The sequence below is a fragment of the Streptomyces mirabilis genome (genome assembly GCF_018310535.1).
In the GTDB taxonomy this organism is placed as follows: Bacteria; Actinomycetota; Actinomycetes; order Streptomycetales; family Streptomycetaceae; genus Streptomyces.
This window is the reverse complement of sequence record NZ_CP074102.1, coordinates 5,395,017-5,416,343: the sequence shown is the minus strand read 5'-3', so window position 1 is coordinate 5,416,343 and position 21,327 is coordinate 5,395,017. Positions and strand designations below refer to the sequence as shown.

Sequence of the window (21,327 nt, the reverse complement as noted above, 5' to 3'; positions counted from 1 at the left end):
TGGCTGGTCAGGACCGGATCGGGGTCAGCGGTAGGAGGCCTTGGTGCGGATCCGGGAGACGGCGAACAGGACGAGTACCGTCGTGGTCATGAGGACGACCGCGAGCGCGGAGCCGGTGAGGAGGGCGCCGCGGTCCGAGGCCGCGTAGATCTGGACGGGAAGCGGGGTCCAGTCGGGCGGGTAGAGCATCATGGTGGCGCTCAGCTCGCCCATGGACAGGGCGAAGCAGAGCCCCGCGGCGGCGGTCAGCGAGGGCAGCAGCAGCGGCAGCCTCACCCGCCACAGCACGTACGAGGGCCGGGCGCCGAGCGAGGCCGCGGCCTGTTCGTAGACCGGGTCGAGACGGGCGAGGGCGGCCGACACCGACTGGTGGGCGAAGGCCGTGACCAGCACGGTGTGCGCGAGGATGACGATCCACCGGGTGCCGTTGAGCAGCATCGGCGGTTTGGAGAAGGCGACGAGGATCGCGAGGCCCACGACGACCGAGGGCACGGCGACCGGCAGCATGAACAGGGCGTCCAGGACCCGCCTTCCGCGCCTCTTGAGCGCGTGCGCGGCGAGCGCCGCCCAGGTGCCGACGACCAGCGCGAGCAGGCTCGCGGTGACCGCCGTGACCAGGCTGGTGGTGAGGGCCTGGAGGGACGCGCCGCGGGTGGCGGCGGTGTAGTGCCCGGTGGTGAAGCCGGACGGGAGCGCGCTCGACCAGTTCGTGGCGAACGACGCGGCGAGGACGACCAGGAGCGGCAGGGCGAACAGGGGCAGGAAGAGCAGGAAGAAGACGGCCCAGGTGGCCCACTTCCCCTTGCGGCTATGCACCAGCACGGCGGCTCACCACCCGGTAGAGGCCGTAGAGCCCGACGGAGACGAGGACGTTGACGACGGCGACCACACACGCGCCCGGATAGTCGGACTCCAGGATCGCCTTGCTGTAGACGAGCATCGGCAGGGTCGTGACGCCCTTCGCCCCGGTGAACAGGACGATCCCGAACTCGTTGAGGCAGAGCACGAGGACGAGGCTGCCGCCGGCCGCGAGCGCGGGCAGCGCCTCGGGCAGGATCACCTGCCGCACGATCCGGGCGGGCCGCGCCCCGAGGGAGGACGCCACCTCCAGCTGGGCGGTGTCGATCCCCGCGAAGGCGGCGAGCAGGGGCCGCATCACGAAGGGGGTGAAGTACGTGATCTCGGCGAGGAGGACGCCCCACGGGGTGGTGAGGAACTGGAACGGCCCCTCGGCGGCACCGGTCACGTCCGTCCACATCCCGTTGGTCATGCCCACCGTGCCGTAGATGAACAGCAGCGCGAGCGTGATCAGGAAGGACGGGAAGGACAGGAAGACGTCGATGAACCTGGCGACGGCCTTCCCGCCGGGAAACGGCACGAACGCGATGACCAGGGCGAGCACGAACCCGAGGACCAGGCACCCGACCGTGGAGCCCAGCGCCAGCCACACGGTGGTGCCGAGCGCCTCCCGGAACGCGCTTGAGGCGAACACGTCGCCGTAGGCCTGCGCCGAGGTACCCCCGGTGTCCGGCCGGAACGACTGCTGGACGACCAGGGCGAGCGGATAGAGAAAGACCACCCCGAGAACGGCGACGGGGGGCAGCGCCCACGCCCAGGAAGGAAGGCCCGTACGGGACTTGGACGTCGCCTTCGCGGGAGCGGCGACCGCGGCGCTAGCCATCCCGGCTCACCCCTTCGGCCACTCCTGCGGAGAGCAGCACCGCGTCCTCGGGTGCGAAGTGCACGGTGATCTCGTCCCCGAGGGCGGGCGGGTGCCGCAGTTCCCGCAGGTCCGTCTTGACCCGGTGGCCGCCCACATCCACGTACAGCCGATGGGTGGCGCCCCGCCACTGCACCTCGGCGACCGACCCGGTGAGGGCGTTGGGTCCCTCACCGAGCCCGACGAGGTGCGGACGTACGCAGAGCGTGGCGCTCGCGCCCTCGACTGCGCCCCCGGTCGGCACCTTCAGCTCGGCCCCGGCGAAATTGACCCCGGCCGCCCCCACGGTCACCGGCAACAGGTTCGCGTTGCCCACGAAGGACGCCGTGAACTCGGTGCGCGGCGCACGGTACAGCTCCTGCGGTGTGCCGACGTCCTGCAATCGTGCCTTGTCCATGACCGCGATCCGGTCGGCCAGGGTCAGTGCCTCGACCTGGTCGTGGGTGACGTACAGGATCGACACGTCGGGCAACTCCCGGTGCAGCCGGGCGAGTTCGGCGAGCATCCCGGAGCGCAGCCGGGCGTCGAGCGCGGACAGCGGCTCGTCGAGCAGGAGCACTCCGGGCCGGATGGCGAGCGCCCGCGCGATGGCGACGCGCTGCTGCTGCCCACCGGACAGCTCACGCGGGTAGCGCCGCGCGTACGCCGCCATCCCGGTCATCTCCAGCGCCTCGGCCACCCGCCCGCGCATCTCGCCCTTGGGGGCCTTCTGCGCCTTGAGCCCGAAGGCGACGTTGTCCTCGACCCGCATGTGCGGGAAGAGCGCGTACTGCTGGACGACCATGCCGATGCCGCGCCGGTGGGGCGGCAGCGCGGTCACGTCCCGGTCGCCGATGAACACCCGGCCGACGGCGGGCCGCACGAACCCGGCGACGGCCCGCAGCGCGGTGGTCTTCCCGGACCCGGACGGCCCGAGCAGCGCCATCACCTCGCCGGGCTCGACGGCCAGGTCGAGGGAGTCGAGGACCGTGGTGCCGTCGTACGCGACGGACACCCGGTCGAAGCGGATGCCGCTGCCGCCACTCATCGCCCGGCTCCGCGGGCGGTCGCGTGGGCGCCGAGCAGTGCGGGCAGTTCGGCCACCGAGCCGAGTACGTGCCCGGCCCCGGCCGCGCGCAGCACCTCGTCGCCGTGCGCCCCGGTGAGCACACCGGCCACCACTCCCGCCCCGGCGCGTACACCACTGAGCATGTCGTACGAGGTGTCGCCCACGACCGCGACCTGCTGGACGCCCTCCGCCGCCTTGGTGCGCAGGAAGGCCTCCAGCACCATGTCGGGGTACGGCCGCCCGCGGCCTCCGGCGTCGGCCGGGCAGAGCGTGAGCGGCACCAGCCCCTGCCAGTCGAGGGCGTCGAGGATGGCGTCCTGGGTGACGCGGGCGAACCCTGTGGTCAGGACGACGGTACGGCCGCCCGCCTGGAGCTCCTCGATCGCCTCGCGCGCCCCGGCGATCGGCGCGAGGCGCCCCCCGTCGACGAGTTCCCCGTACGCCTTCTCGAAGGCGGCGTTGGCCCTCCGGGCGAGCGACTCCTCGCCGAACAGGTGCCGGAAGACGGAGATCTTGGACTCGCCCATGGTGGCCCGGACGTGGTCGAGCTTCTCGGCGTGGTCGGCGGACCCGGGCTCGACGCCCAGCTCCCCGGCGGCCACGGCGAAGGCCTGCTCCACCAGGCCGCCGTCGGCAACCGTGGTGCCCGCCATGTCGAGCACGACGAGTCGTATGTCCTCGGTCATTTACTTCACCATCCCAGCTCGTTGGCGGTCGTTTCGGCGATGGCGGGCGAGCAGGTCATGCCGCGCCCGCCGGGCCCGGTGACCAGCCACACCCCGTCCCGCACCCGCTGCCGGTGCACGACTCGGCCCGGGTCGGTGCACTGCGCGTACACCCCGGCCCAGCGGCGCCGGATCCTCGGCAGCGGGCGGCCGAGGAAGGACTCGACGACCTCGGTGAGGTGGTCGTAGGGGTCTTCGAGGGTGTCGAAGGCGAAGGGGTGCTCGTACTCGTGGGTGTCGCCGATGGTCAGCCCGCCGTCCGCGCGCTGCACCATGAGCAGCTGCATCCGGTGCGCGGCGGCGATCGGGGCCTGCGGCTGGTGCGCGTCGAGCTCGTCGAGGGCGGGGCTGCGGTACGCGGGGTAGTACCGGAAGCTGTCGGCGTCGGCGACGGAGGTGGTGAGCGGCTCACCCAGCGGTTCGGTCTGCATCATCTGCAGCCGCACCCGCCGTACGGGCAGCTCGGCCCCGGCCAGCTCCCGTACGAGACCGCCGAGCCAGGCCCCTGTGCACAGCACGACGACGTCACCGGTGTGGACGTCCCCGTGGTCGTCGCGCACGGCGTGCTCTCCGACCACGTCACGGACCTCACGCCCCGGCAGGAAGGTGTAGTTCGGGGACTTCGACAGCTCGGCGCGGAGGGCGAGTTGGGCCGTGCGCGGCTCGACGGCCGCGTCGCGCTCGCAGAACAGGGCCGCTTCGAACGCACCCCGCAGGGCGGGGTTCACGGCGCGCGCCTCGTCCGCCGTGAGCAGCTTGTAGCCGCGGGCGGCGGCGTCCTCGCGGGCCAGGGCGGCCTCGGCGACGGCGAGTTCGCGCGGGTTGCACACAGGGGTCAGCGACCCGCACGCCCGGAAGCCGAGGCCCGGGACGCGCGCCCCGATCTCCCCCCACAGCTCCCGCGCCCGCAGGGCGGTCTCCAGCTCCTCTCCTCCGGCACGACCACTCACCCAGATCTGCCCGAAGTTGCGCAGCGAGGCCCCGCGGGCCTCCGCCTCACGCTCGATCTGTACGACCTCGTGGCCGCGTTCCACTGCGTGCCAGGCGTGCAGGGTACCCACCACGCCGGCTCCGACGACTATCACTCTCACGACGGCCACGCTCCTCGGGAAGGGGGAATCAAAGGGGTCCGGACAGCAACCAGATGGTGAACCGCCCATCACGTTTGGGCTAGACCCGTTATCTTCTCGTGATATTACGTGGCCGAAATGACGGGCCCGAGACCGCCCCGGCACACCGCGCGTCGGCCGCCGAGGTGCGCGGAACCCCAGCTGCCGAGGTGCGCGGTGAACGTCAACCGCCCAAGTGGGCCGTGAACGAGAAGCGGTCCCCCCGGTACAGCGTCCGCACCCGCTCCAGCGGCCGCCCCTTCGTGTCCCGCGAGACCCGGTGGATCAGCAGCATCGGCAGCGCGGGCGGCGTACCGATGAGCAGCGCCTCGCGCGGCGTCGCCAGCACCGTCTCGATCCGCTCGTCCGCGTCACCGAACGCGATGCCGAGCCGGTCGTGGAGGTAGGCGTAGAAAGAGGAGTCGGGATCGAAGTCACGGTCGAGGTCGGGCACCCGGGCCACGGCGACGTACGTACTCTCCAGCCCGACCCGCTCGTCGTCGGCGAGCAGCACGCGCTCCATGTGCCAGACGGGCTCGCCGCGCGTCAGCCCCGCCTCGGTGGCCAGCGCCTGCGGGCAGGGGAAGCGGTCCAGCGAGATGAGCGTACGACCGGGGGTGCGCCCCTGCCGCCGTACGCCTTCGGTGTAGCTCGCGAGGGAGAGCGGCTGCTCCAGTTTCGGTCCCGCGACGACCGTGCCGCGCCCGTGCCGCCGCAGCTTCCCTTCGAGCAGCAGCTCCCGCAGGGCCTGCCGTACCGTCTCGCGGGCGACCTCGTACTTCTCGGCGAGATCACGCTCGGTGGGGAGGGGTCCCCCTTCGCCCAACTCCTCGATCAGCACGGCGATGTGCGCCTTGACCGCGTAGTACTTCGGGATACGGCCGTGTTCCGGGATGCCGGAGCGGACGGGGGCGCCGGGCGATTGGTCGTTCGGGTAGTCCACGGGGGGGATGGTCGCAGATGCGGTACGGGCGGTGCGCCGGTGGGAGGGTTCAGCGACGCCGGGACCGGGACCAGCGGGAGGCCGCCAGCAGCACGCCCCCGGCGGCGAGCAGGGTGGCGCCCACCGCCAGGGCGGCTCCGCGCGGCCCGGTCATGGCCAGCTCGTCCGCGGACGAGGACCCGTCCCGTTCCTTTCCTGCGGCGTCACCGTCATGGTCACCGCCGTCGCGGCCGCCGTCACCGCCGTCACTACCGTCACCGGCGCCGGTGGGGCTGCTGGTGCCGGTGCCAGTGCCGGTGACGCCGCCAGTGCTACCACCGGTGCTGCTGCCGGTGCCGGTGCCGCTGGCGTCGGGAGCCGCGCTCGTACCGCCGCCGCCTCCGCCGTCACCTCCGCCATCGCCGGCGCCACCGCTTCCCCCACCGTCACCACCGTCCCCCGTGCCCCCCGTGCCCCCGGTGCCCCCTGCGTCCACAACGTCGCCGTCGCTCGTCTTGCTCTCGTCGTCGATCCGGAAGCGGTACGCGTTCGACTCCCCCACCCAGTCCCCGTCGTTGTTGTGGCGCTGCACCACGGCCGCGTTGGCGACGACGTCGTTCGGCACGGCGGCGTCGGAGGTCACGGAGAGCCGGACCTTCACGGTGAGCGTCCGGCCGGGTCCGACCGTGAACCCCGGGAACCCGTCGTCGAACGCCCCGACGTTCTCGTCCTGGTCGCTCTTCTCGAACTCGACGGGATGCGTGCGCTCCCCCTCGTAGAACTCCAGATGCGTCTGTTCCGGCCGCAGCACCCGCTTGCTGTCCACGAGTACGACGATCGGGTGGATGTTGCCGCAGGTGTGCGCGGTGGTGTTGGTCAGGTCGATGTACCAGGTCCGGAAGTCGCCGCCGACGTCATAGGCGTCCGGACCGCCGTGGATCCGGGTCTTGATCGGGAAGGCCCGGGTGTCGGGCGCGGCACAGGTGGGGCGGGGGCTCGCGCTGGGCCCGAGAGGCGTGAGCGCCTGTGCGGCGGGCGGCGGTGCGAGCCCGAGGCCCAGGGCGGGGGCAACGGCGGTCAGGGCTAAGGGGCTGGTCTTGCGCAGTCGCATGAGGGGCCTTTGCCGATCAAGGGCGGCGGGAGGGGGATCGGGAGCGTCGGGCGGTGAGGGCGACGGCGTACAGGGCAACGGCCCCGTGACCGTCCCACACCGGTCGGCGCCCACCGCCCCGCCACGCCCGCGACACACCCCGCCCGACCCCCGAAGTCCCCCTGAACGGCCGAGCCACCCGGCCCCGGAGGTCACCCTGGACGGCCGAGCCACCCGGCCCCGGAGGTCACCCTGGACGGCCGAGCCACCCGGCCCCGGAGGTCGCCCCGAACAGCCGCGCCGCTCAGCCCTCCCCGCGCCCGAACAGCGGCGCCAGCAGCAACTGTGCCGCGCCCTCCGCGACCCCGCGCGCCCCACCGGGCGCCACCCGCACCGGAACCGCCCCGTCGTCCACGCCCTCCAGCCGAGCCCGTTCCTCAAGAACGGCACCGACACCCCGTACGAAGGCCTCCTGATGCGCCGCGACGGTACGCCCGCCGAGCAGCACCAGGTCGATGTCCAGCAGCCCCACCAGATTCGCGGCGCCCACCCCGAGCACCCGCGCCGCCTCACCCACGGCACCGCGATCCACCGCGGCGAGGCACAACGCCTCGATGCAGCCACGGTTGCCGCAGCCGCACGGCGGCCCGTCCAGCTGAATGACCTGATGCCCGAACTCCCCCGCCCCGGTACGCGCCCCCCGGTGCACGCCCCCACCGATCACGAGCCCCGCCCCGAGCCCCGTACCGAGATGCAGATAGGCGAAGGATTCGAGAGGGCTGGAGGGGCCGGTAGAGCCGGCGGAGCCGGAGGAGTCAGCGGCGCCGGGAGAGTCAGCAGACCCGGAAGAGCCGGCGAAGACACCCCCCGACGCCCCGGCTCCACTCCCCCTCCCCCTCTCGCTCCCGCTCCCCACCACCGCGATCCCCAACGCGGCCGCGTTCGTGTCCTTGTCCACCACCACGGGCACCCCGAGCCGCCCGGCCAGCGCATCCCGCAGCGGGAACCCGTCCCACTCGGGAAACCCGGTGACGCGATGCAGCACACCCCGGGCATGGTCGAGCGGCCCCGGCAGGGCGACGCCCACGCCCAGTACGGACACCCCCGCCCCCGCGAGCAGCGCCTCGACCTCCGCCGCCGCCGACTCGACGACCGCCTCCGCCCCGGCCCCCAGATCGAGCGGAACCCGCCGCTCGGCGACCACCGCGCCGGTGAGGTCGCACAGCACGACCGTCACCTCGTCGCGGTCCAGGTGGAGCCCGACCGCGTGCCCGGCCTCGGGCACGAGCCGCAGCACGGTTCGCGGCTTGCCGCCGGTCGACGCGCGGCGCCCCGCCTCCGCCGCCAGCCCGTCCGCCCGCAGCCGAGCAGTGATCTTGCTGACGGCCTGTGGGGTCAGCCCGGTGCGTTCGGCGAGTTCGAGCCGGCTGATGCCGCCCTCCCCGGCCGTGCGCAGCAGATCGAGCACGAGCGCGGCATTGTGGCTGCGCAGGGCGAGCAGATTCACTCCGGAGTCGGCGTTGGTCCTGTTCACGTACGCCATTGTCCCCCGCGCTTGCACTTTGGCAACAGCGTTGCGAAAGTGGACGTCATGACTGGTACTCCTCCCCTCCGCGTGGCCCTCGTCGGTTACGGCCTCGCGGGCTCCGTCTTCCACGCCCCGCTGATCGCCACGACCGAGGGCCTGGCCCTGGACACGATCGTCACCTCGAACCCGGAGCGGCAGGAGCAGGCCCGCGCCGAGTTCGGCGACGGAGTCTCGTTCGCCGCCACGCCCGAAGAGCTCTGGGCGCGCGCCGACGAGCTGGACCTGATCGTCCTCGCCTCCCCGAACAAGACCCACGTCCCGCTCGCGACCGCCGCCCTCAAGGCGGGCCTGCCGGTCGTCGTCGACAAGCCCCTCGCCGGTACGGCGGCGGAGGCCCGCGAGCTGGCCGCGCTGGCGGACGAGCGCGGCCTGCTCCTGTCCGTGTTCCAGAACCGCCGCTGGGACAACGACTTCCTGACCCTCCGCAAGCTGCTCGACGAGGGCGAGCTGGGCGACGTATGGCGCTTCGAGTCCCGTTTCGAGCGGTGGCGCCCGCAGCCCAAGGGGGGCTGGCGCGAGTCCGGCGACCCGGCAGAGATCGGAGGTCTCCTCTACGACCTCGGCAGCCACGTCGTCGACCAGGCTCTCGTCCTCTTCGGCCCCGCGGCCTCGGTGTACGCCGAGACGGACGTCCGCCGCCCCGGCGCGCAGACCGACGACGACACCTTCATCGCGATCACGCACACCAACGGCGTCCGCTCCCACCTCTACGTCTCCGCGACGACCGCCCAACTCGGCCCGCGCCTGCGCGTACTGGGCTCGCAGGCGGGTTACGTGAAGTACGGCCTCGACCCGCAGGAGGCGGACCTGCGCGAGGGCAGGCGTCCCGGCGCGACCGCCGAGTGGGGTGTCGAGCCCGAGTCCCTGTGGGGCCGCGTCGGCTCCGGAGAGTCCCCGCTCACGGGCGGCGGCCGCCCCGAGCCCACGCTCCCCGGCGCGTACCCCGCCTACTACGCGGCCATCGCCGCCGCCCTCCGCGACGGCGCCCCGAACCCGGTCACCGCGCAGGAGGCCGCGGCCGCCCTCGACGTCCTGGAGGCGGCCCGCCGCTCCGCCACCGAGGGCACGGCGGTGTCCCTGTGAGCACCGAGGACACCGCGCGGCCGCTCGCGCAGCAGATCACGGAACTGGAGTCCCAGGAGCGGCAACTGGTGCTCCCCCACTTCACGTACGACGACGCGTGGACCCTGGGCACTCTGCTCGTGAGCATGGCCCGCGAGGCCGCCGCTCCGGTCGCCATCGACATCCGCCGCGGCGGCCAGCAGCTCTTCCACGCGGCCCTGCCCGGTTCGACCCCGGACAACGACGCCTGGATCGACCGCAAGCGCCGCGTCGTCGAGCGCTACGGCTGCTCCTCGCTCCTCGTCGGCACCCGCTTCCGCGCCAAGGGCACCACCTTCGAGGCCTCCTCCCGCCTCGACCCCGACACCTACGCGGCCCACGGCGGCGCGTTCCCCCTCGCGGTCGAGGGCGCGGGCGTCATCGGCACGGTGGTGGTCTCGGGCCTCCCCCAACTGGAAGACCACGCCATGGTCGTCAAGGCGCTCCACCAGTTCCTGGGAAGGTAAGTCCTACACCCGCGCCCCTGTCCTCTCAGGGGCGCGGGGAACTGCGCAATCTTTTGGAGGACGCGCGGAACTGCGGAACCTTGGCGGCACAGGTGACCGCAGGCTTTCAGGGGCGCGGGGAACTGCGCGACCAGCCACAACGAACCGGCACCCGACAACGCACCCCAAACCCACCCGCACCCCCCACCAAACCCAACGGAGTGCCTACGCGGGTTTGAACTCCTGCCGCTGCCTGCCCAACCCCCCGATCTCCAACTCCACCACATCCCCGGCCCGCAGATACGGCTTCGGCTCCGGCTGCCCCAAGGCAACCCCCGCCGGCGTCCCCGTATTGATGACGTCCCCCGGATAGAGCGTCATGAACTGACTGACGTACCGGACCACTTCCGCCACCGAAAAGATCTGCTCGGCCGTGGTCCCGTCCTGCTTCAGCTCACCGTTCACCCACAGCTTCAGCGAAAGATCCTGCGGGTCGGAAACCTCGTCCGCCGTCACCAGCCAGGGCCCCAGCGGATTGAACGTCTCGCAGTTCTTCCCCTTGTCCCACGTCCCCCCGCGCTCGATCTGGAACTCCCGCTCGGAGACGTCGTGCGCCACCGCGTACCCGGCGACACGCGCGAGCGCCTCCTCGTGCGACTCCAGATAGCGGGCGGTACGCCCGATGACGACCGCGAGTTCGACCTCCCAGTCGGTCTTGACCGACCCGCGCGGCACGAGCACGGTGTCGTCCGGCCCGGCCACCGTGTCCGCCGCCTTGAAGAAGATCACCGGCTCGGCAGGCGGCTCGGCCCCGGTCTCGCGAGCGTGATCGTGGTAGTTGAGCCCAATGCAGACGATCTTGCCGATCCGGGCGAGCGGCGGCCCGACGCGCAGCCCGTCCGCGTCCAGCACGGGCAGTTCCCCCGACTCCGCGGCCGCACGGACCCGCCCGAGCGCCGCGTCGTCGGCGAGCAGCGCCCCGTCGATGTCCGGCACGACACCCGACAGATCCCGGAGAATCCCTTCGGCATCGAGCAGCGCGGGCCGCTCCGATCCCGCCGTACCGACTCGCAGCAGCTTCATGATCACAATCTCCCTCGATCGCGGGCAGCCACCGATGGGTGCAGCCATCGGAGGACTGGTCGATCCTCCAAGCTGCACGTCCACTCCGCAATACCCCGTTCACGGACTGGACCGCCGCCGCACCCTCAGGGATACAGGACCGCCCGCTCCACGGCACTCCAGGCCGTACTGGTCACCACGTACAACGCGGCGGCCAACGGCACCACCGCCACGGTGATCAGCGTGAAGAAGGACAGGAACGGCGCAAACGCGCTCACCGCACCGAGGCCGGGCACTTCCGCCCCGCCGGCCGCGGGCGCCGACGCGGCCATCGTCCGCTTCGTACGCCGGTAGTTGAAGGTAGCCACCGCGCCGACGACCACGAACAGACCGAGGTAGACGAGCCCGGCGGCACCGAACACTCCACCGCTCCCGAGCGCGTCGACCCACCGGTCGCCGAGCGGTGCGGCGAACAGCTGGTGGCCCAACAGCTCATTGGCCTCACCGCCGACGGTGGAGCTGGAGAACAGGTGGTACAGGAGAAAGAAGGCCGGCAACTGAAGAAGTCCGGGCAGAATCCCGGACAGCGGCGACACCTTCTCCTTCTCGTGCAGTTCCAGCACCGCCTTCCGCAACCTCTCGGGATCCTTCCGATGCTTCTTGCGCAGCTCGGCGATCCGCGGCTGCAACGCGGCACGCGCCCGCTGTCCACGCGCCGCCGCCCGGGACAGGGGATGCACGAGCAGTCGTACGAGCGCGGTGAACAGGACGATCGCGGCGGCGGCAGCGGAAGCGTGGAACAGCGGTTCGAGCAGATCGGCGAGCCGCTCGACCAGCCCGGCGAAGGCGGACATGGGTGCGGGCGTGGAAGCAGACGTGAAGGCGGACGTGGAGGCGGACATGAAGGTGGACATGGAGGTGGACATGGAGGTGGACATGGATGAGCCCTCCGGGGGTCTCGTCGTGCCGGAATGAGAAATGACGCGTCGGCATGACGACCCGCGCGGGGGTACGCAGACAGGGGTTGGCAGACAGGGGTTGTTCGACTGGCGAGTTCCTGCTGGGATCCCTACGCGGCGGCCGTCAGGAGGGCCCGCCCGGGCGCTCGGGGGCGCGGACGCCCCGAGGCGTCGGGATCACGTTGAGGCAGGAACGCCGTACGGTGCTCACGGTCGCGGATCGCCGTACGAACCCGCGTACGCGGGACGGCGGACGCGCGGCGCGAGCCGACGAGGGCGCAGATGGCGAGCGCGGCTCCGGCCGCGGCGGTCGCGGTGAACGCGACGGCGACAGCTGCCGGGAGGCTGCCGGCGTCCAGCACGGCGAGTTCGAGGAGCAGCACGAGCAGAAGGGCGACAGGGCGCAGATTTCGCGCGTTCGCCGAGCTCCGGACCACGGACCGCCCCTCCTCTCGCCCTCTCGTACGCGGGCTCACGTCCCCCGTACCTGCTCACGCGTGACCGGTGTCGGTCTTATCCGTGACCGGTGTCGATCGGCTCCAGCAGCCGCTTCGGCTTGAGCAGCGCCCGGCTGACCGGATCCGCCGGGTCCGGATCGAGTCCGGGTCCCGGCACCATTTCGACGTCCGAAACGGGTACGACGGTTCCACACGTGGCACATTCGCCGTACGGGCCGAGCTCCGTACCGCAGGTCGCGTGGCGGAAGTAGCGCAGCCGCGCCTCGCCAAGGTGCTCGCGGCCCCACCGCCCGAGCGAGCGCAGGGTCGGCCACAGGGCGATGCCGCGGTCGGTGACGACGTACTCGTCGCGCGGCGGCGACTCCTGGTAACGGCGCTTCTCGAGGATGCCCTCGGCGGTAAGCGCCTGGAGTCGGGACGCGAGGACGGCGCGCGGGATGCCGAGGTGGACGAGGAAGTCGTTGTAGCGCCGTACGCCGTAGAGCGCGTCGCGCACCACGAGGAGCGTCCACCGCTCGCCGACGATCTCGAGCGCGCTGGCGATCGAGCACTCCTGCGTCGCGTAGTCCTTGCCGAGAGCCATGACCCCACTGTAGCCACTTTTCGACCTGTCAGTTCAATGAACGAACCTAAGGTGCTACGGTCGACCCACGGGGCTGGTTCATTGACTGAACCTACCCTTCTGCTGATCCGCTCCGGAGCCCGAAGGGCAGACCATGTCCCAGCTCGATCACGCCACCACCGCGAAGGCGTCCTCGGCACCCCCCGGCACACCCCTCGAGACACCCCCGCGGGCGACCGCCACCCTCGCCGTCACCAGCGCCGCCACCGCCGTGGCCCTGATGACGTACACCGCGCCGATGGTCACGCTCCCCGACACCGCCGCCGCGCTGCACACCCCCGTCTCCGCCCAGGCCTGGCTGCTCAACGGCACCCCGCTGGGCCTCGCCGCGCTGCTCCTGGTCGCGGGCAGCCTCGCCGACGACTACGGTCGCCGCCGGATCTTCCTCTCCGGCACCGTCGCCCTCGGCATCACCACCGCGCTCGGCGCGCTCGCGACCTCCACCTGGCTGTTCACGCTGGCCCGCGTCGCGCAGGGCGCGGCGAGCGCCGCGATCCTCGCGAGCAGCCTGGGCCTGCTCGTGCACGCCTTCCCGACCGCCCGCGGCAGGCTGCACGCGACCGGCGTGTGGGGCGCGTTCGTCAGCGGCGGCATAGCCCTGGGCCCACTGCTCGCCGGCGCGATCGCCCAGACCCTGAACTGGCGAATCGCGTACGCCGTCCTGGGCGCCGCCGCGCTCCTGGTCGCCCTGCTGGGCACCCGCGCCCTCACCGAGTCCCGGGCCTCCCGAGGCGGTCGCCCCGACCTGGCCGGCGCCTTCACCTTCGGCCTGGCGCTCGTCGCCCTGGTGGCCGCGCTCACCCTGGGCCGGGACGGCTGGCTGCGCCCGTCGGTGGGCCTCCTGCTGGCGGCGTTCGCCGTCCTGACGACGGCGTTCGCGTTCGTCGAACACCGAACCCGTACGCCCATGATCGACCTCTCCCTGCTCCGCCACCGCCGCTTCCTCGCCTCCTCCGCGAGCGGTCTGTTCACCGGCCTCGCGGTGATCGGCCTCTTCAGCTTCCTGCCGGCGCTGCTCCAGCAGACCCTGGGCCTGTCCGCGCTGGACACGGCGTGGCTGTTCCTGCTCTGGTCCGGGCTGTCCTTCGGGGTCGCCCTGCAGGCGCGGCGCCTCGCGGGCCGGATCTCCCCGCGCCACCAACTCGCCCTCGGCTTCGCACTGCACGCGGCCGGCGTCCTGACGATGCTCGGCGCGCTCGACGCCGGTTCATGGACCCGCCTGCTGCCCGGCTTCCTCGTCTCCGGCGTCGGCAGCGGGCTCCTCAACGCCGCACTGCCGCTCGTCGCGGTCGAGTCCGTCCCCGCGACCCGCGCCGCGATGGGCTCGGGCGCGCAGCAGACGTTCCGCTACATCGGCTCGTGCGCCGGCGTGGCCCTGACCATCGCGATCGTCACCTCCACGGGCGGGCTCGCGCACGGCGCGGACATCGCGATCGCGGTCTCGGCGGGGCTGGCGCTGGTGGCGGGCGCGAGCGTGCTGGCCCTTCGGGAGCGGGGCTGACGTTTGCCGGGCGGGGCCGGTCCCCGGGCGGGGCCGCTCTCCGGGCAGGGCGGGGCCGCTCTCCGGGCAGGACGGTTCCGTCGGATGACGGGAGCGTTCCCCGGACGGGACCGTTCCCCGGACGGGACCGTTCCCCGGACGGGACCGTTCCCCGGGTGGGGCGGTGATCGCGGTCAACGGGGGCGCATGGAGGTCAACGTGCCCCACACCACGAGCCGATACCGGGAGGTGTACTCGGGCGTGCAGGTGGTGAGGGTGATGTAGTACCCCGGCGCGCTGTACCCGTAGGCGGGCCGAACGGTACTGCGCGGCACCTCCCGAATGACCCCTCCGTCATTCGCGGAGGTCTGCGCAAGCGTCTTGTCGACGACGTAGACGTAGCGCCCCGCCGCCGTCTCGACATCGATCTCGTCCCCCCGCCGCAGCCGGTTGATGTACCGGAACGGCTCCCCATGAGTGTTCCGATGCCCCGCGAGCGCGAAGTTCCCGGCCTGTCCGGCCTGTTGGGTGTGCGGGTAGTGCCCGACATACCCCTTGTTGAGGACATCCCGCTTGCTGACACCCTCCGCGACGGGCACACGAAGACCGAGCCGGGGAATGGAGAGAACGGCGTACGCCTGGGACGACCGGGGCGTTCCCTGAGCCTGCCCACTCCCGGTGGACGCCCCGGAGCCACGACCGGAGGACGCACCACCCCCCGCCGGGGCACCCGAGACACGCCCCGCACCCGACACCCCCGCACCCGCGCCCTGTGCCTCTCCCTGTCCCTCCCCCGCGTCCTCCCCGCTCCCCCACCCCTTCTCCAACGCCTGGACCTTCCTCTCGGCGCCCTCCCGGGCCTGCCGATTGGTCCACCAGAGCTGATGCACGACGAGAAGCAGGAGAAGGAGACCGACGGTGACGAGAACCTCGCCCCCGCCCCACACCACCCGCCGGTACGCGGCCCGTCGCCGCCGAGTGCCGTGATCCACGACACCCGGAGCCCCGAGGCCGCGCCGCACGATGCCAGGAGCCCACATACCGATGCCTCGCCTCTCCGACCGGGCCCGCAAGATAAGGGCTGCGCCCCGAACTCACCAGCCCCATGACCGCCCGAACCGTTCGTCGGCACCCAAGGGCAACGAAGAGATCCCGCCCTCTGGCCTGCAGGTATCTCTCCCTCGAACGGCATCGGCAGTACGGTGTCCCCCATGCGCCCCGACACGTCTGCCGAGCACGTCGACCACAACGCCGAAGCAGCGCGCCTGGAGCGGACCGCAGGCCTCTACCCCGAGGACGCCGAACACCTGCTCGTGCAGGCAGCGGCCCACCTCGAACTGGCCGGCGACCGCCCTGGAGCCACCGCGCTCTACGACCGCCTGCTGTCGTCCTCGACGCCCCTGGAGCATCCCCACCTGGTCCGCGCCCTCAAGGCCTCGAACCTGTGGGAGTACGGCCACGAGGCCGAGGCCCGGGCGATCATCGACGGCATCCGCGCCGCGTCACCCCGGGACCCGGCCCCCTGGGTGATCGTGGCCGAGGCCCTGGAGTCCCACGACGAGCTGGAAGCGGCGCAGGAGACGTTCACCCAGGCCGCGCAGCTCCTCCTCACGGAGACGTCGGAGCCCCCGTACTCCACCCACCCGCTCCTCTTCGGCCGCCACCGCGTCCGCCGCATGCTGGGCGCGGCCCACGACAACTGGGACACCCTGGCCGACACCCTCCACTCGTCCCCGGTCTCCCTGGACGAACTCCACGACCCGAAGCGCGTCTGGTCCCTCGGCTCGGACAACCCCGCCGAACTCCAGGCGGAAATCTCCCGTCTGAGGGCGGAGCTGGGCACGTTCAGGGAGGCACTGTCCCGCCCGTTCCCGGTGGCGATCCTCCACTGGCCGACCACCGAACTGACGGAACTCCTGACGGCGTACCCCACCCTCTCCTCGGAGTACCCGTCCCACGAGGAACACCTCGCGACCATAGAGGCCTCGCTACGGGAACTGGCGACTTCCGGCACCCCGAACCTCGGCATCGTCACGGGCACGGTCCCGTCGTACGAGGCTTTCGCCGCGTCGGAGGCCTCGTCCCCGTCGGACGCGACGCTGCTGCCGCAGTACGCGACGACGCTGGCGGCGCGGGGGTTGGCTGTGGCTTGGCCACCGCAGCGGGGGGTTGAGTGCTGGTGCGGGTCGGAGCGCGGCTATGGGGAGTGCCACGGAACCACCGCCGAGTAGCCACCGCCGAGTAAGGCGACTCTCTTTCCCCGGCTTCCCGGCCTCGGGGCCGGGGGTACCGGGGGTACCGGGGGGCATCAGCTTGCCCCCCTGGCTCCCGAAGTGATGGCGTCGCCCTGCCTGGCGAACCCCAGGTGTCCCAGGTGACGCCCCGGTGAAATCAATCGCAAGGATCTGAGCACCCCCGGCGCCCCGGGAACCCGACCGCCACCATGGCCCTCCCAGCCTCTTCTTCTGCGGGAGTCGACCGTGAACGGTTCCTGGCAACTCGCGTTCGCCGTACTGGGCTTGGCCCTTCCCGGGATCGCGGCGCTCTGGGAGTTCGTCCTCGTCGGCCGCAAACGGCTGGGCTACCGAGTCCAGATGGACACGACCGCCCGGGACGAACGCGCCTTACCGTACGCCGGGGCGCTTCATCAGATGCAGCGGGCCAACGGCGGCCCGCTGCATGACCCGTCCTTCGTGCTGCTGCGGATCGAGAACAGCGGCTGGGCCCCCATCGTGGAGAACAGCTATCTGGCGCCCGACCGGGGCCACGCGGGCATCCAGGTCAAATGCCGGGGCCGCCGCGTCGTCGGCATGGTCGTGACCGAACTCAGCCGCAACGAGCTGCGCGGCTTCTTCACGCCGAGCAGCGACGACCAGCACCCCACACCACGCGTCCCCGGCCTCGGGGTCACCGACGGCGTCATCGAACTGCCCAAGGTGAAACTGAACCGCGGCGACCACTACAAGGTGCTGGCGGTCCTGGAACGCGAGGAGAGCTTCACGGACGAGGAGTTCCCCGAGCCCGAGGTCGTCGCGAGCATCGTGGGCGGAGTACGCCGCGGGAAGATCAAGAAGACCGAGTACTACCCGTTCGCCTCGAAGCCGGTCAGGTGGGTGCTCGCCCTCCTCGTCATGGTCAGCGCCGTCCAGTCCATCCTGACGTTCACCAGGCACGATGCCACGGCCGCACCACTGGACTGCGCCACTGGGACGCTCACCCTGTCCGGCTCCACCGCGTTCGCGCCAGTGCTCCAAGAGGCGGCGAAGCAGTACCACAGGACCTGCCCCGACGCCTTCATACCCATCACCGACGACACGTTCCACGGCGTGTCGGGGCTCGACGCCCTGGCCGCGGCGGGCCGGAAGGCCAAACCGACGGGCAGCCAGGGACTGGGTGACCGGCTGACGTTCAGCGACGGCCCCAAGAGCGACGGCCGTCCGCAACTGCTCCCCAGACCCGTCGCCCTGTCCCTGTTCGCCCTGGTCGTCAACAAGGACGCCGGCGTCCAGGACCTGTCCCTGAAACAGATCAGGGACATCTACGCCGGAAAGATCACCAACTGGATCCAGGTGAAGGGCAACAACGTGCCCATCCACCTCGTCAGCCGCAACCCCGGCTCAGGCACCCGGACCACACTGGAACGCCAAGTACTGGACAACAAGCCCCTGTTGGCGGTCACCGCGAGCGACTGCACGGCGCTGGACGAGAACAAGCCCGGCCGCTGCGAGGTCAGCGACACCGAGACCCTCCTGAGCACCGTGGCCTCAACACCCGGAGCCCTCGGCCACAGCGAGGTCGGCGCCGCCACCGCACACGACGACGTCCAGCAGATTCGCATCGACGGCTACCCGGCCACCCTTGAAGGCGCGGACGAGGGCGCGTACCCGTACTGGCAGACCGAGTACGCGTACACCTACGGAGAGCCGCCCGCGAACTCCCTCGCCGCGGGATTCCTGCGCTACCTCGCCAACGAGGTCGGCAAGGACATCATCCGCTCCCACGGCGACCGCCCATGCACCGAACTGGCCAAACCGCTGCTTTGCCGTCCGAGTTAGGCTCGGGGTTTCATGTGGGGCGGTGTCGGGGCGCGGTCACCAAAAGGTGGACGGTGGCTGATCCGCCGTTTCCCAAGTTCGCAGGACTGATCACTCACGGCCTCGTCGCCGGGTTTGTCAGGCGACACAGTGGCCCACGCCGGCGCTCTGTCGGCGGAATCATCACCGCGGAGAACCCATGATGCCTGCGCCGCGACCTTGGTTGCGTCCTGAGAAGTGGGGTACGGGGTCCCGCCTGATCCGGTCCTACTCGCGGGTTGCGCCCTCTGGCCACAGCACGCGTACCGGGACCCCGTTCCGTTCGGCGTACGACACCACATCGGCAGTGCCCCCGTACCCCCACGCCGGCTTCCCGTCCCAGACAGCGAACAGTTCCTCGGCCAAGCCCACCAGGATCTCGCTGCCCGCCATGTGCGCGTCCGAGTCCGACGCCGCCATGCCCGTGTGATGCACCTGTGCCGCACGACGCATCAACGCGTCGTAGACCGGCCAGTGACTCTCCGGGAGACCTTCGCGGTACTGCTCAGCGGGAACAACGACTTCGAGAGCTCCGCCGTGCTTCAGCACCGCCTCCGCGAACCACGCATCCGGGCCGTCCGCGATGCACGAGACCCCCACCAATTCAGCCGCATCGATTTCGCGAACAGCCACCTCGAGAAGCCGGCGAACCTGCCGCTCAACGTCTCGGCTCAAACCCCGATGCCCGGTAATCCCCACACGCATGGCCGATCCCCCTCCTGCAGGTAGACGCCGTGAAGGCGTTCATCGAAATCCCGTACCACCTTGGGCAGTGACACCAACGACAGCGACCGGCGGACCGCACGGGAGCGTTCAACGATCCGGCCGGAGCGGTACTGGAGCCCCGTGTCCAGCGCCCGGGGAGCCGGGGCGAACGCCCACTCGATCTCCCCGCCGCGAGGAGCACCTCCCACCCCTGGACGCCTCCCCCCATCGGACGCGACGCCACCGGCGGCGCGAAGGTCGGCTGCGGCTCGGCCGCCGCAGAGGGGCCCTTCTGGTGCGTTTCGGGCCGGCAATACCGGCAAGGCCACGGGATCCCGAAAGCTTGAGACGGCATCACGCCTCCTGCGGTTCGCCCCCTGGAACGCGTCCATGGACATCGAGCGCATTTGTTCCGATCCCGTTACTCCTTCACAACTCGCTCACGCTAACGTCACATGCAACCAGCTGAACTGGCATGCCCGCTCGCATCCCGGGCATGTCCCGGCCCGCGAGGAACACCTGTATGCCGCCCTACCAACCGTCTTCGGACTGGCAATTCGACGTACCCACCAGCGGAAGCAAGCGGCTTCCCCCGGCAGCCAGGTCGTTCGAATCGCTCGCGCACCAGGGCTACGGCTTCGAGGCGGCCATCGCCGACCTGATCGACAACTCGATCGACGCAGGAGCCCACAACGTCGTCGTGAGCTTCCTGCGGGATACCGGCGAGCTCGGTGGACGAGACCGCCTCGTCGGCCTGCTCGTCATCGACGACGGCCACGGCATGGACGAGACGAGCCTGGACACGGCGATGACCGTCGGCGGGCGCGAGAAGTACGCCGCCGGGGCCCTCGGGCATTTCGGCGCCGGACTGAAGGCCGCCTCCCTCTCGCACGCCGATGCTCTCACCGTGATCAGCCGAACCAAGAGCAGCCCGTCGGCCGGCCGCCGCTGGCTCACCGCCCGCGCGCAGGCCGACTTCACCTGCGACATCGTCGATGCGACGTACTGCCAGGACCTGGTCGACCGCTACGACGGGATCATCGACTGGCACGGCACGATCGTGCGCTGGGACCAGGTCCGCGCATTCGAGACCATCACCACCGGTCAGACCGACCGCTACCTCAATGACGCGATCGAACGGCTCGAGACCCACCTCGGTCTCCACCTCCATCGCTTCCTCGCCCGCGATGGCTTCCACGTGGACATCGTCGTCGAGGATGTCCACACCCGGGAGGAACTCGACCACCGGAGCGTGGAGGACATCGACCCGTTCGGCTATCGGATCCCGGGCCGCCCGGGTTATCCCCGTACGTACGTCGCGCCTGTCGAAGGCGTCGGCGACGTCGCGCTCACCGCGCACATATGGCCGCCCAAGTCTCCCCTGGTCGCCTACCGAGGCATCGGCCCGCTCGCCGAGCGCCAGGGCTTCTACCTCTACCGCAACGACCGACTCGTCCAGGCCGGCGGTTGGAACGACACCCGCAGCCCGGAGGGCCACCTCGCTCTCGCCCGGATCGCCGTGGACCTACCGCCCGAGCCCAACGACGTGTTCGCCCTGACCGTCAAGAAGGACGGCGTCCAGGTCACCCCGGCGTTCGCCCGAGGGCTGGAGAAGGCGGCCGACCCCACCGCCGGCCACACCTTCACCGAATACATCCGTGAGGCGGAGACGACCTACCGCGAGGCCGCCAAGCGGCGTACCGAGGTCAAGCGCATGGCCGTCATCCCGCCCGGCAAAGGCATCGACCCGAAGCTGAAGCGGACGCTGCGGGACGAACTGCCGCAGCTGGAGGGCGATGATCCCGTCACCTTCGCCTGGGCCAAACTCGACGTGCCGCCCGGCGCCGACTCCGCCGAACTGGTCTTCACGATCGACCACAAGGAGCGCTTGGTCGCCCTCAACAAGGACTACCGGCATGCCTTCAACGGCGGCCGGCGCGGGGGCTCCAACGACGCCCCGGTCCTCAAGAGCCTTCTCTATCTGATGCTCAACGAGATCTTCCAGAAGGAGCGGGTCTGGGCCAATCAGACCGACAAGGTCGCCCTGTGGAACAGCGTCCTCGTCGCCGCGGTACGGGCCGAACTCGCCCGCACCGAGGGTTAGTCCACCCCTCTCCCCCGCATCTTCCCGTACATCAGAGAGGCCACCCAGCCGCCGTGACCGCCGAGAACACGCCCACTCCTGACCGCATCACCGACCTCCACGGCGAGGTCCTCGA

Annotated in this window: 20 protein-coding genes; 6 read left to right on the top strand and 14 right to left on the bottom strand. The window is 71.2% G+C overall.

Annotated elements, in window-relative coordinates:
- Positions 1 to 24 precede the first annotated feature (24 nt).
- The 8 genes from SMIR_RS23920 to SMIR_RS23885 all read right to left on the bottom strand — a co-directional run bounded on the left by SMIR_RS23920 (position 25) and on the right by SMIR_RS23885 (position 8,157).
- Positions 25 to 822: an ABC transporter permease gene (locus tag SMIR_RS23920; protein WP_168491938.1), complete on the bottom strand. Its 798-nt coding sequence runs from the start codon at positions 820 to 822 to the stop codon at positions 25 to 27.
- On the bottom strand, positions 809 to 1,681 hold the full coding sequence (locus tag SMIR_RS23915; RefSeq protein ID WP_168491940.1) for a 2-aminoethylphosphonate ABC transporter permease subunit: 873 nt from the start codon (positions 1,679 to 1,681) through the stop codon (positions 809 to 811). The genes SMIR_RS23920 and SMIR_RS23915 overlap by 14 nt, the downstream gene beginning before the upstream one ends.
- Positions 1,674 to 2,747 (bottom strand): ABC transporter ATP-binding protein, encoded by a 1,074-nt coding sequence (locus SMIR_RS23910; RefSeq protein ID WP_168491942.1) that lies wholly within the window; start codon positions 2,745 to 2,747, stop codon positions 1,674 to 1,676. Before SMIR_RS23910 ends, SMIR_RS23915 begins: the two co-directional genes overlap by 8 nt.
- Positions 2,744 to 3,454: an HAD family hydrolase gene (locus tag SMIR_RS23905; protein ID WP_168491945.1), complete on the bottom strand. Its 711-nt coding sequence runs from the start codon at positions 3,452 to 3,454 to the stop codon at positions 2,744 to 2,746. The genes SMIR_RS23910 and SMIR_RS23905 overlap by 4 nt, the downstream gene beginning before the upstream one ends.
- A gap of 5 nt (positions 3,455 to 3,459) precedes the next feature.
- On the bottom strand, positions 3,460 to 4,584 hold the full coding sequence (locus SMIR_RS23900) for a TIGR03364 family FAD-dependent oxidoreductase (protein WP_212727366.1): 1,125 nt from the start codon (positions 4,582 to 4,584) through the stop codon (positions 3,460 to 3,462).
- Positions 4,585 to 4,786: 202 nt separating this feature from the next.
- Positions 4,787 to 5,545 (bottom strand): GntR family transcriptional regulator, encoded by a 759-nt coding sequence (locus SMIR_RS23895; RefSeq protein WP_168491949.1) that lies wholly within the window; start codon positions 5,543 to 5,545, stop codon positions 4,787 to 4,789.
- A 49-nt stretch (positions 5,546 to 5,594) separates the two neighbouring features.
- Positions 5,595 to 6,635: a hypothetical protein gene (locus SMIR_RS44630; RefSeq protein WP_212727365.1), complete on the bottom strand. Its 1,041-nt coding sequence runs from the start codon at positions 6,633 to 6,635 to the stop codon at positions 5,595 to 5,597.
- 283 nt (positions 6,636 to 6,918) lie between these two features.
- Positions 6,919 to 8,157 carry an ROK family transcriptional regulator gene (locus tag SMIR_RS23885; RefSeq protein ID WP_212727364.1) on the bottom strand — a complete coding sequence of 413 codons (1,239 nt, stop codon included), beginning with the start codon at positions 8,155 to 8,157 and terminating at the stop codon, positions 6,919 to 6,921.
- A gap of 48 nt (positions 8,158 to 8,205) precedes the next feature.
- Between SMIR_RS23885 and SMIR_RS23880 the strand changes: the two genes are divergently transcribed.
- A complete protein-coding gene (locus tag SMIR_RS23880) occupies positions 8,206 to 9,285 on the top strand; it encodes a Gfo/Idh/MocA family oxidoreductase (RefSeq protein WP_168491953.1) in 1,080 nt (359 codons plus the stop codon).
- Complete coding sequence (locus tag SMIR_RS23875; RefSeq protein WP_212727363.1) at positions 9,282 to 9,770, top strand: heme-degrading domain-containing protein; 489 nt, start codon at positions 9,282 to 9,284, stop codon at positions 9,768 to 9,770. Before SMIR_RS23880 ends, SMIR_RS23875 begins: the two co-directional genes overlap by 4 nt.
- Positions 9,771 to 9,974: 204 nt before the next feature.
- Here SMIR_RS23875 and SMIR_RS23870 read toward each other — a convergent pair whose 3' ends face one another.
- From SMIR_RS23870 to SMIR_RS23855, 4 genes are all read right to left on the bottom strand, one after another.
- Positions 9,975 to 10,832, bottom strand: coding sequence for a fumarylacetoacetate hydrolase family protein (locus SMIR_RS23870; protein WP_168491955.1), 858 nt, complete (start codon positions 10,830 to 10,832; stop codon positions 9,975 to 9,977).
- A 125-nt stretch (positions 10,833 to 10,957) separates the two neighbouring features.
- Positions 10,958 to 11,665, bottom strand: coding sequence for a YidC/Oxa1 family membrane protein insertase (locus tag SMIR_RS23865; RefSeq protein WP_212727362.1), 708 nt, complete (start codon positions 11,663 to 11,665; stop codon positions 10,958 to 10,960).
- A 215-nt stretch (positions 11,666 to 11,880) separates the two neighbouring features.
- A complete protein-coding gene (locus SMIR_RS23860) occupies positions 11,881 to 12,207 on the bottom strand; it encodes a DUF6412 domain-containing protein (RefSeq protein ID WP_168491957.1) in 327 nt (108 codons plus the stop codon).
- 76 nt (positions 12,208 to 12,283) lie between these two features.
- Positions 12,284 to 12,811: a winged helix-turn-helix transcriptional regulator gene (locus tag SMIR_RS23855; protein ID WP_212727361.1), complete on the bottom strand. Its 528-nt coding sequence runs from the start codon at positions 12,809 to 12,811 to the stop codon at positions 12,284 to 12,286.
- Between the two features lie 133 nt (positions 12,812 to 12,944).
- On the opposite strand from SMIR_RS23855, the gene SMIR_RS23850 reads away from it, so the two are divergent.
- The gene (locus SMIR_RS23850; RefSeq protein ID WP_212727360.1) at positions 12,945 to 14,351 is read left to right on the top strand and encodes an MFS transporter; all 1,407 of its coding nucleotides are present in this window, start codon (positions 12,945 to 12,947) and stop codon (positions 14,349 to 14,351) included.
- Between the two features lie 173 nt (positions 14,352 to 14,524).
- Here the strand turns inward: SMIR_RS23850 and SMIR_RS23845 are convergent, their stop codons facing one another.
- On the bottom strand, positions 14,525 to 15,370 hold the full coding sequence (locus SMIR_RS23845) for a class E sortase (protein ID WP_212727359.1): 846 nt from the start codon (positions 15,368 to 15,370) through the stop codon (positions 14,525 to 14,527).
- A gap of 171 nt (positions 15,371 to 15,541) precedes the next feature.
- Here SMIR_RS23845 and SMIR_RS23840 point away from each other — a divergent pair, with 171 nt between their 5' ends.
- Together SMIR_RS23840 and SMIR_RS23835 are read left to right on the top strand one after the other, a co-directional pair.
- Positions 15,542 to 16,561: an SEC-C metal-binding domain-containing protein gene (locus tag SMIR_RS23840; RefSeq protein WP_168491965.1), complete on the top strand. Its 1,020-nt coding sequence runs from the start codon at positions 15,542 to 15,544 to the stop codon at positions 16,559 to 16,561.
- Positions 16,562 to 16,810: 249 nt separating this feature from the next.
- Positions 16,811 to 18,385: a substrate-binding domain-containing protein gene (locus SMIR_RS23835; protein ID WP_249938467.1), complete on the top strand. Its 1,575-nt coding sequence runs from the start codon at positions 16,811 to 16,813 to the stop codon at positions 18,383 to 18,385.
- A gap of 246 nt (positions 18,386 to 18,631) precedes the next feature.
- Here the strand turns inward: SMIR_RS23835 and SMIR_RS23830 are convergent, their stop codons facing one another.
- On the bottom strand, positions 18,632 to 19,108 hold the full coding sequence (locus SMIR_RS23830; RefSeq protein WP_212727358.1) for a hypothetical protein: 477 nt from the start codon (positions 19,106 to 19,108) through the stop codon (positions 18,632 to 18,634).
- A 523-nt stretch (positions 19,109 to 19,631) separates the two neighbouring features.
- Here SMIR_RS23830 and SMIR_RS23825 point away from each other — a divergent pair.
- A complete protein-coding gene (locus tag SMIR_RS23825) occupies positions 19,632 to 21,212 on the top strand; it encodes an ATP-binding protein (protein ID WP_212727357.1) in 1,581 nt (526 codons plus the stop codon).
- Positions 21,213 to 21,327: the final 115 nt, after the last annotated feature.

Excerpts from the sequence above, each read along its gene's own strand:
- SMIR_RS23855 (WP_212727361.1), bottom strand. The coding sequence starts at position 12,811 with ATGGCTCTCGGCAAGGACTACGCGACGCAGGAGTGCTCGATCGCCAGC.
- SMIR_RS23870 (WP_168491955.1), bottom strand. The coding sequence starts at position 10,832 with ATGAAGCTGCTGCGAGTCGGTACGGCGGGATCGGAGCGGCCCGCGCTG.
- SMIR_RS23915 (WP_168491940.1), bottom strand. The coding sequence starts at position 1,681 with ATGGCTAGCGCCGCGGTCGCCGCTCCCGCGAAGGCGACGTCCAAGTCC.
- SMIR_RS23845 (WP_212727359.1), bottom strand. The coding sequence starts at position 15,370 with ATGTGGGCTCCTGGCATCGTGCGGCGCGGCCTCGGGGCTCCGGGTGTC.
- SMIR_RS23840 (WP_168491965.1), top strand. The coding sequence starts at position 15,542 with ATGCGCCCCGACACGTCTGCCGAGCACGTCGACCACAACGCCGAAGCA.
- SMIR_RS23905 (WP_168491945.1), bottom strand. The coding sequence starts at position 3,454 with ATGACCGAGGACATACGACTCGTCGTGCTCGACATGGCGGGCACCACG.
- SMIR_RS23865 (WP_212727362.1), bottom strand. The coding sequence starts at position 11,665 with ATGTCCGCCTTCGCCGGGCTGGTCGAGCGGCTCGCCGATCTGCTCGAA.
- SMIR_RS23825 (WP_212727357.1), top strand. The coding sequence starts at position 19,632 with ATGCCGCCCTACCAACCGTCTTCGGACTGGCAATTCGACGTACCCACC.
- SMIR_RS23885 (WP_212727364.1), bottom strand. The coding sequence starts at position 8,157 with ATGGCGTACGTGAACAGGACCAACGCCGACTCCGGAGTGAATCTGCTC.
- SMIR_RS23850 (WP_212727360.1), top strand. The coding sequence starts at position 12,945 with ATGTCCCAGCTCGATCACGCCACCACCGCGAAGGCGTCCTCGGCACCC.
- SMIR_RS23830 (WP_212727358.1), bottom strand. The coding sequence starts at position 19,108 with ATGCGTGTGGGGATTACCGGGCATCGGGGTTTGAGCCGAGACGTTGAG.
- SMIR_RS23880 (WP_168491953.1), top strand. The coding sequence starts at position 8,206 with ATGACTGGTACTCCTCCCCTCCGCGTGGCCCTCGTCGGTTACGGCCTC.
- SMIR_RS23910 (WP_168491942.1), bottom strand. The coding sequence starts at position 2,747 with ATGAGTGGCGGCAGCGGCATCCGCTTCGACCGGGTGTCCGTCGCGTAC.
- SMIR_RS44630 (WP_212727365.1), bottom strand. The coding sequence starts at position 6,635 with ATGCGACTGCGCAAGACCAGCCCCTTAGCCCTGACCGCCGTTGCCCCC.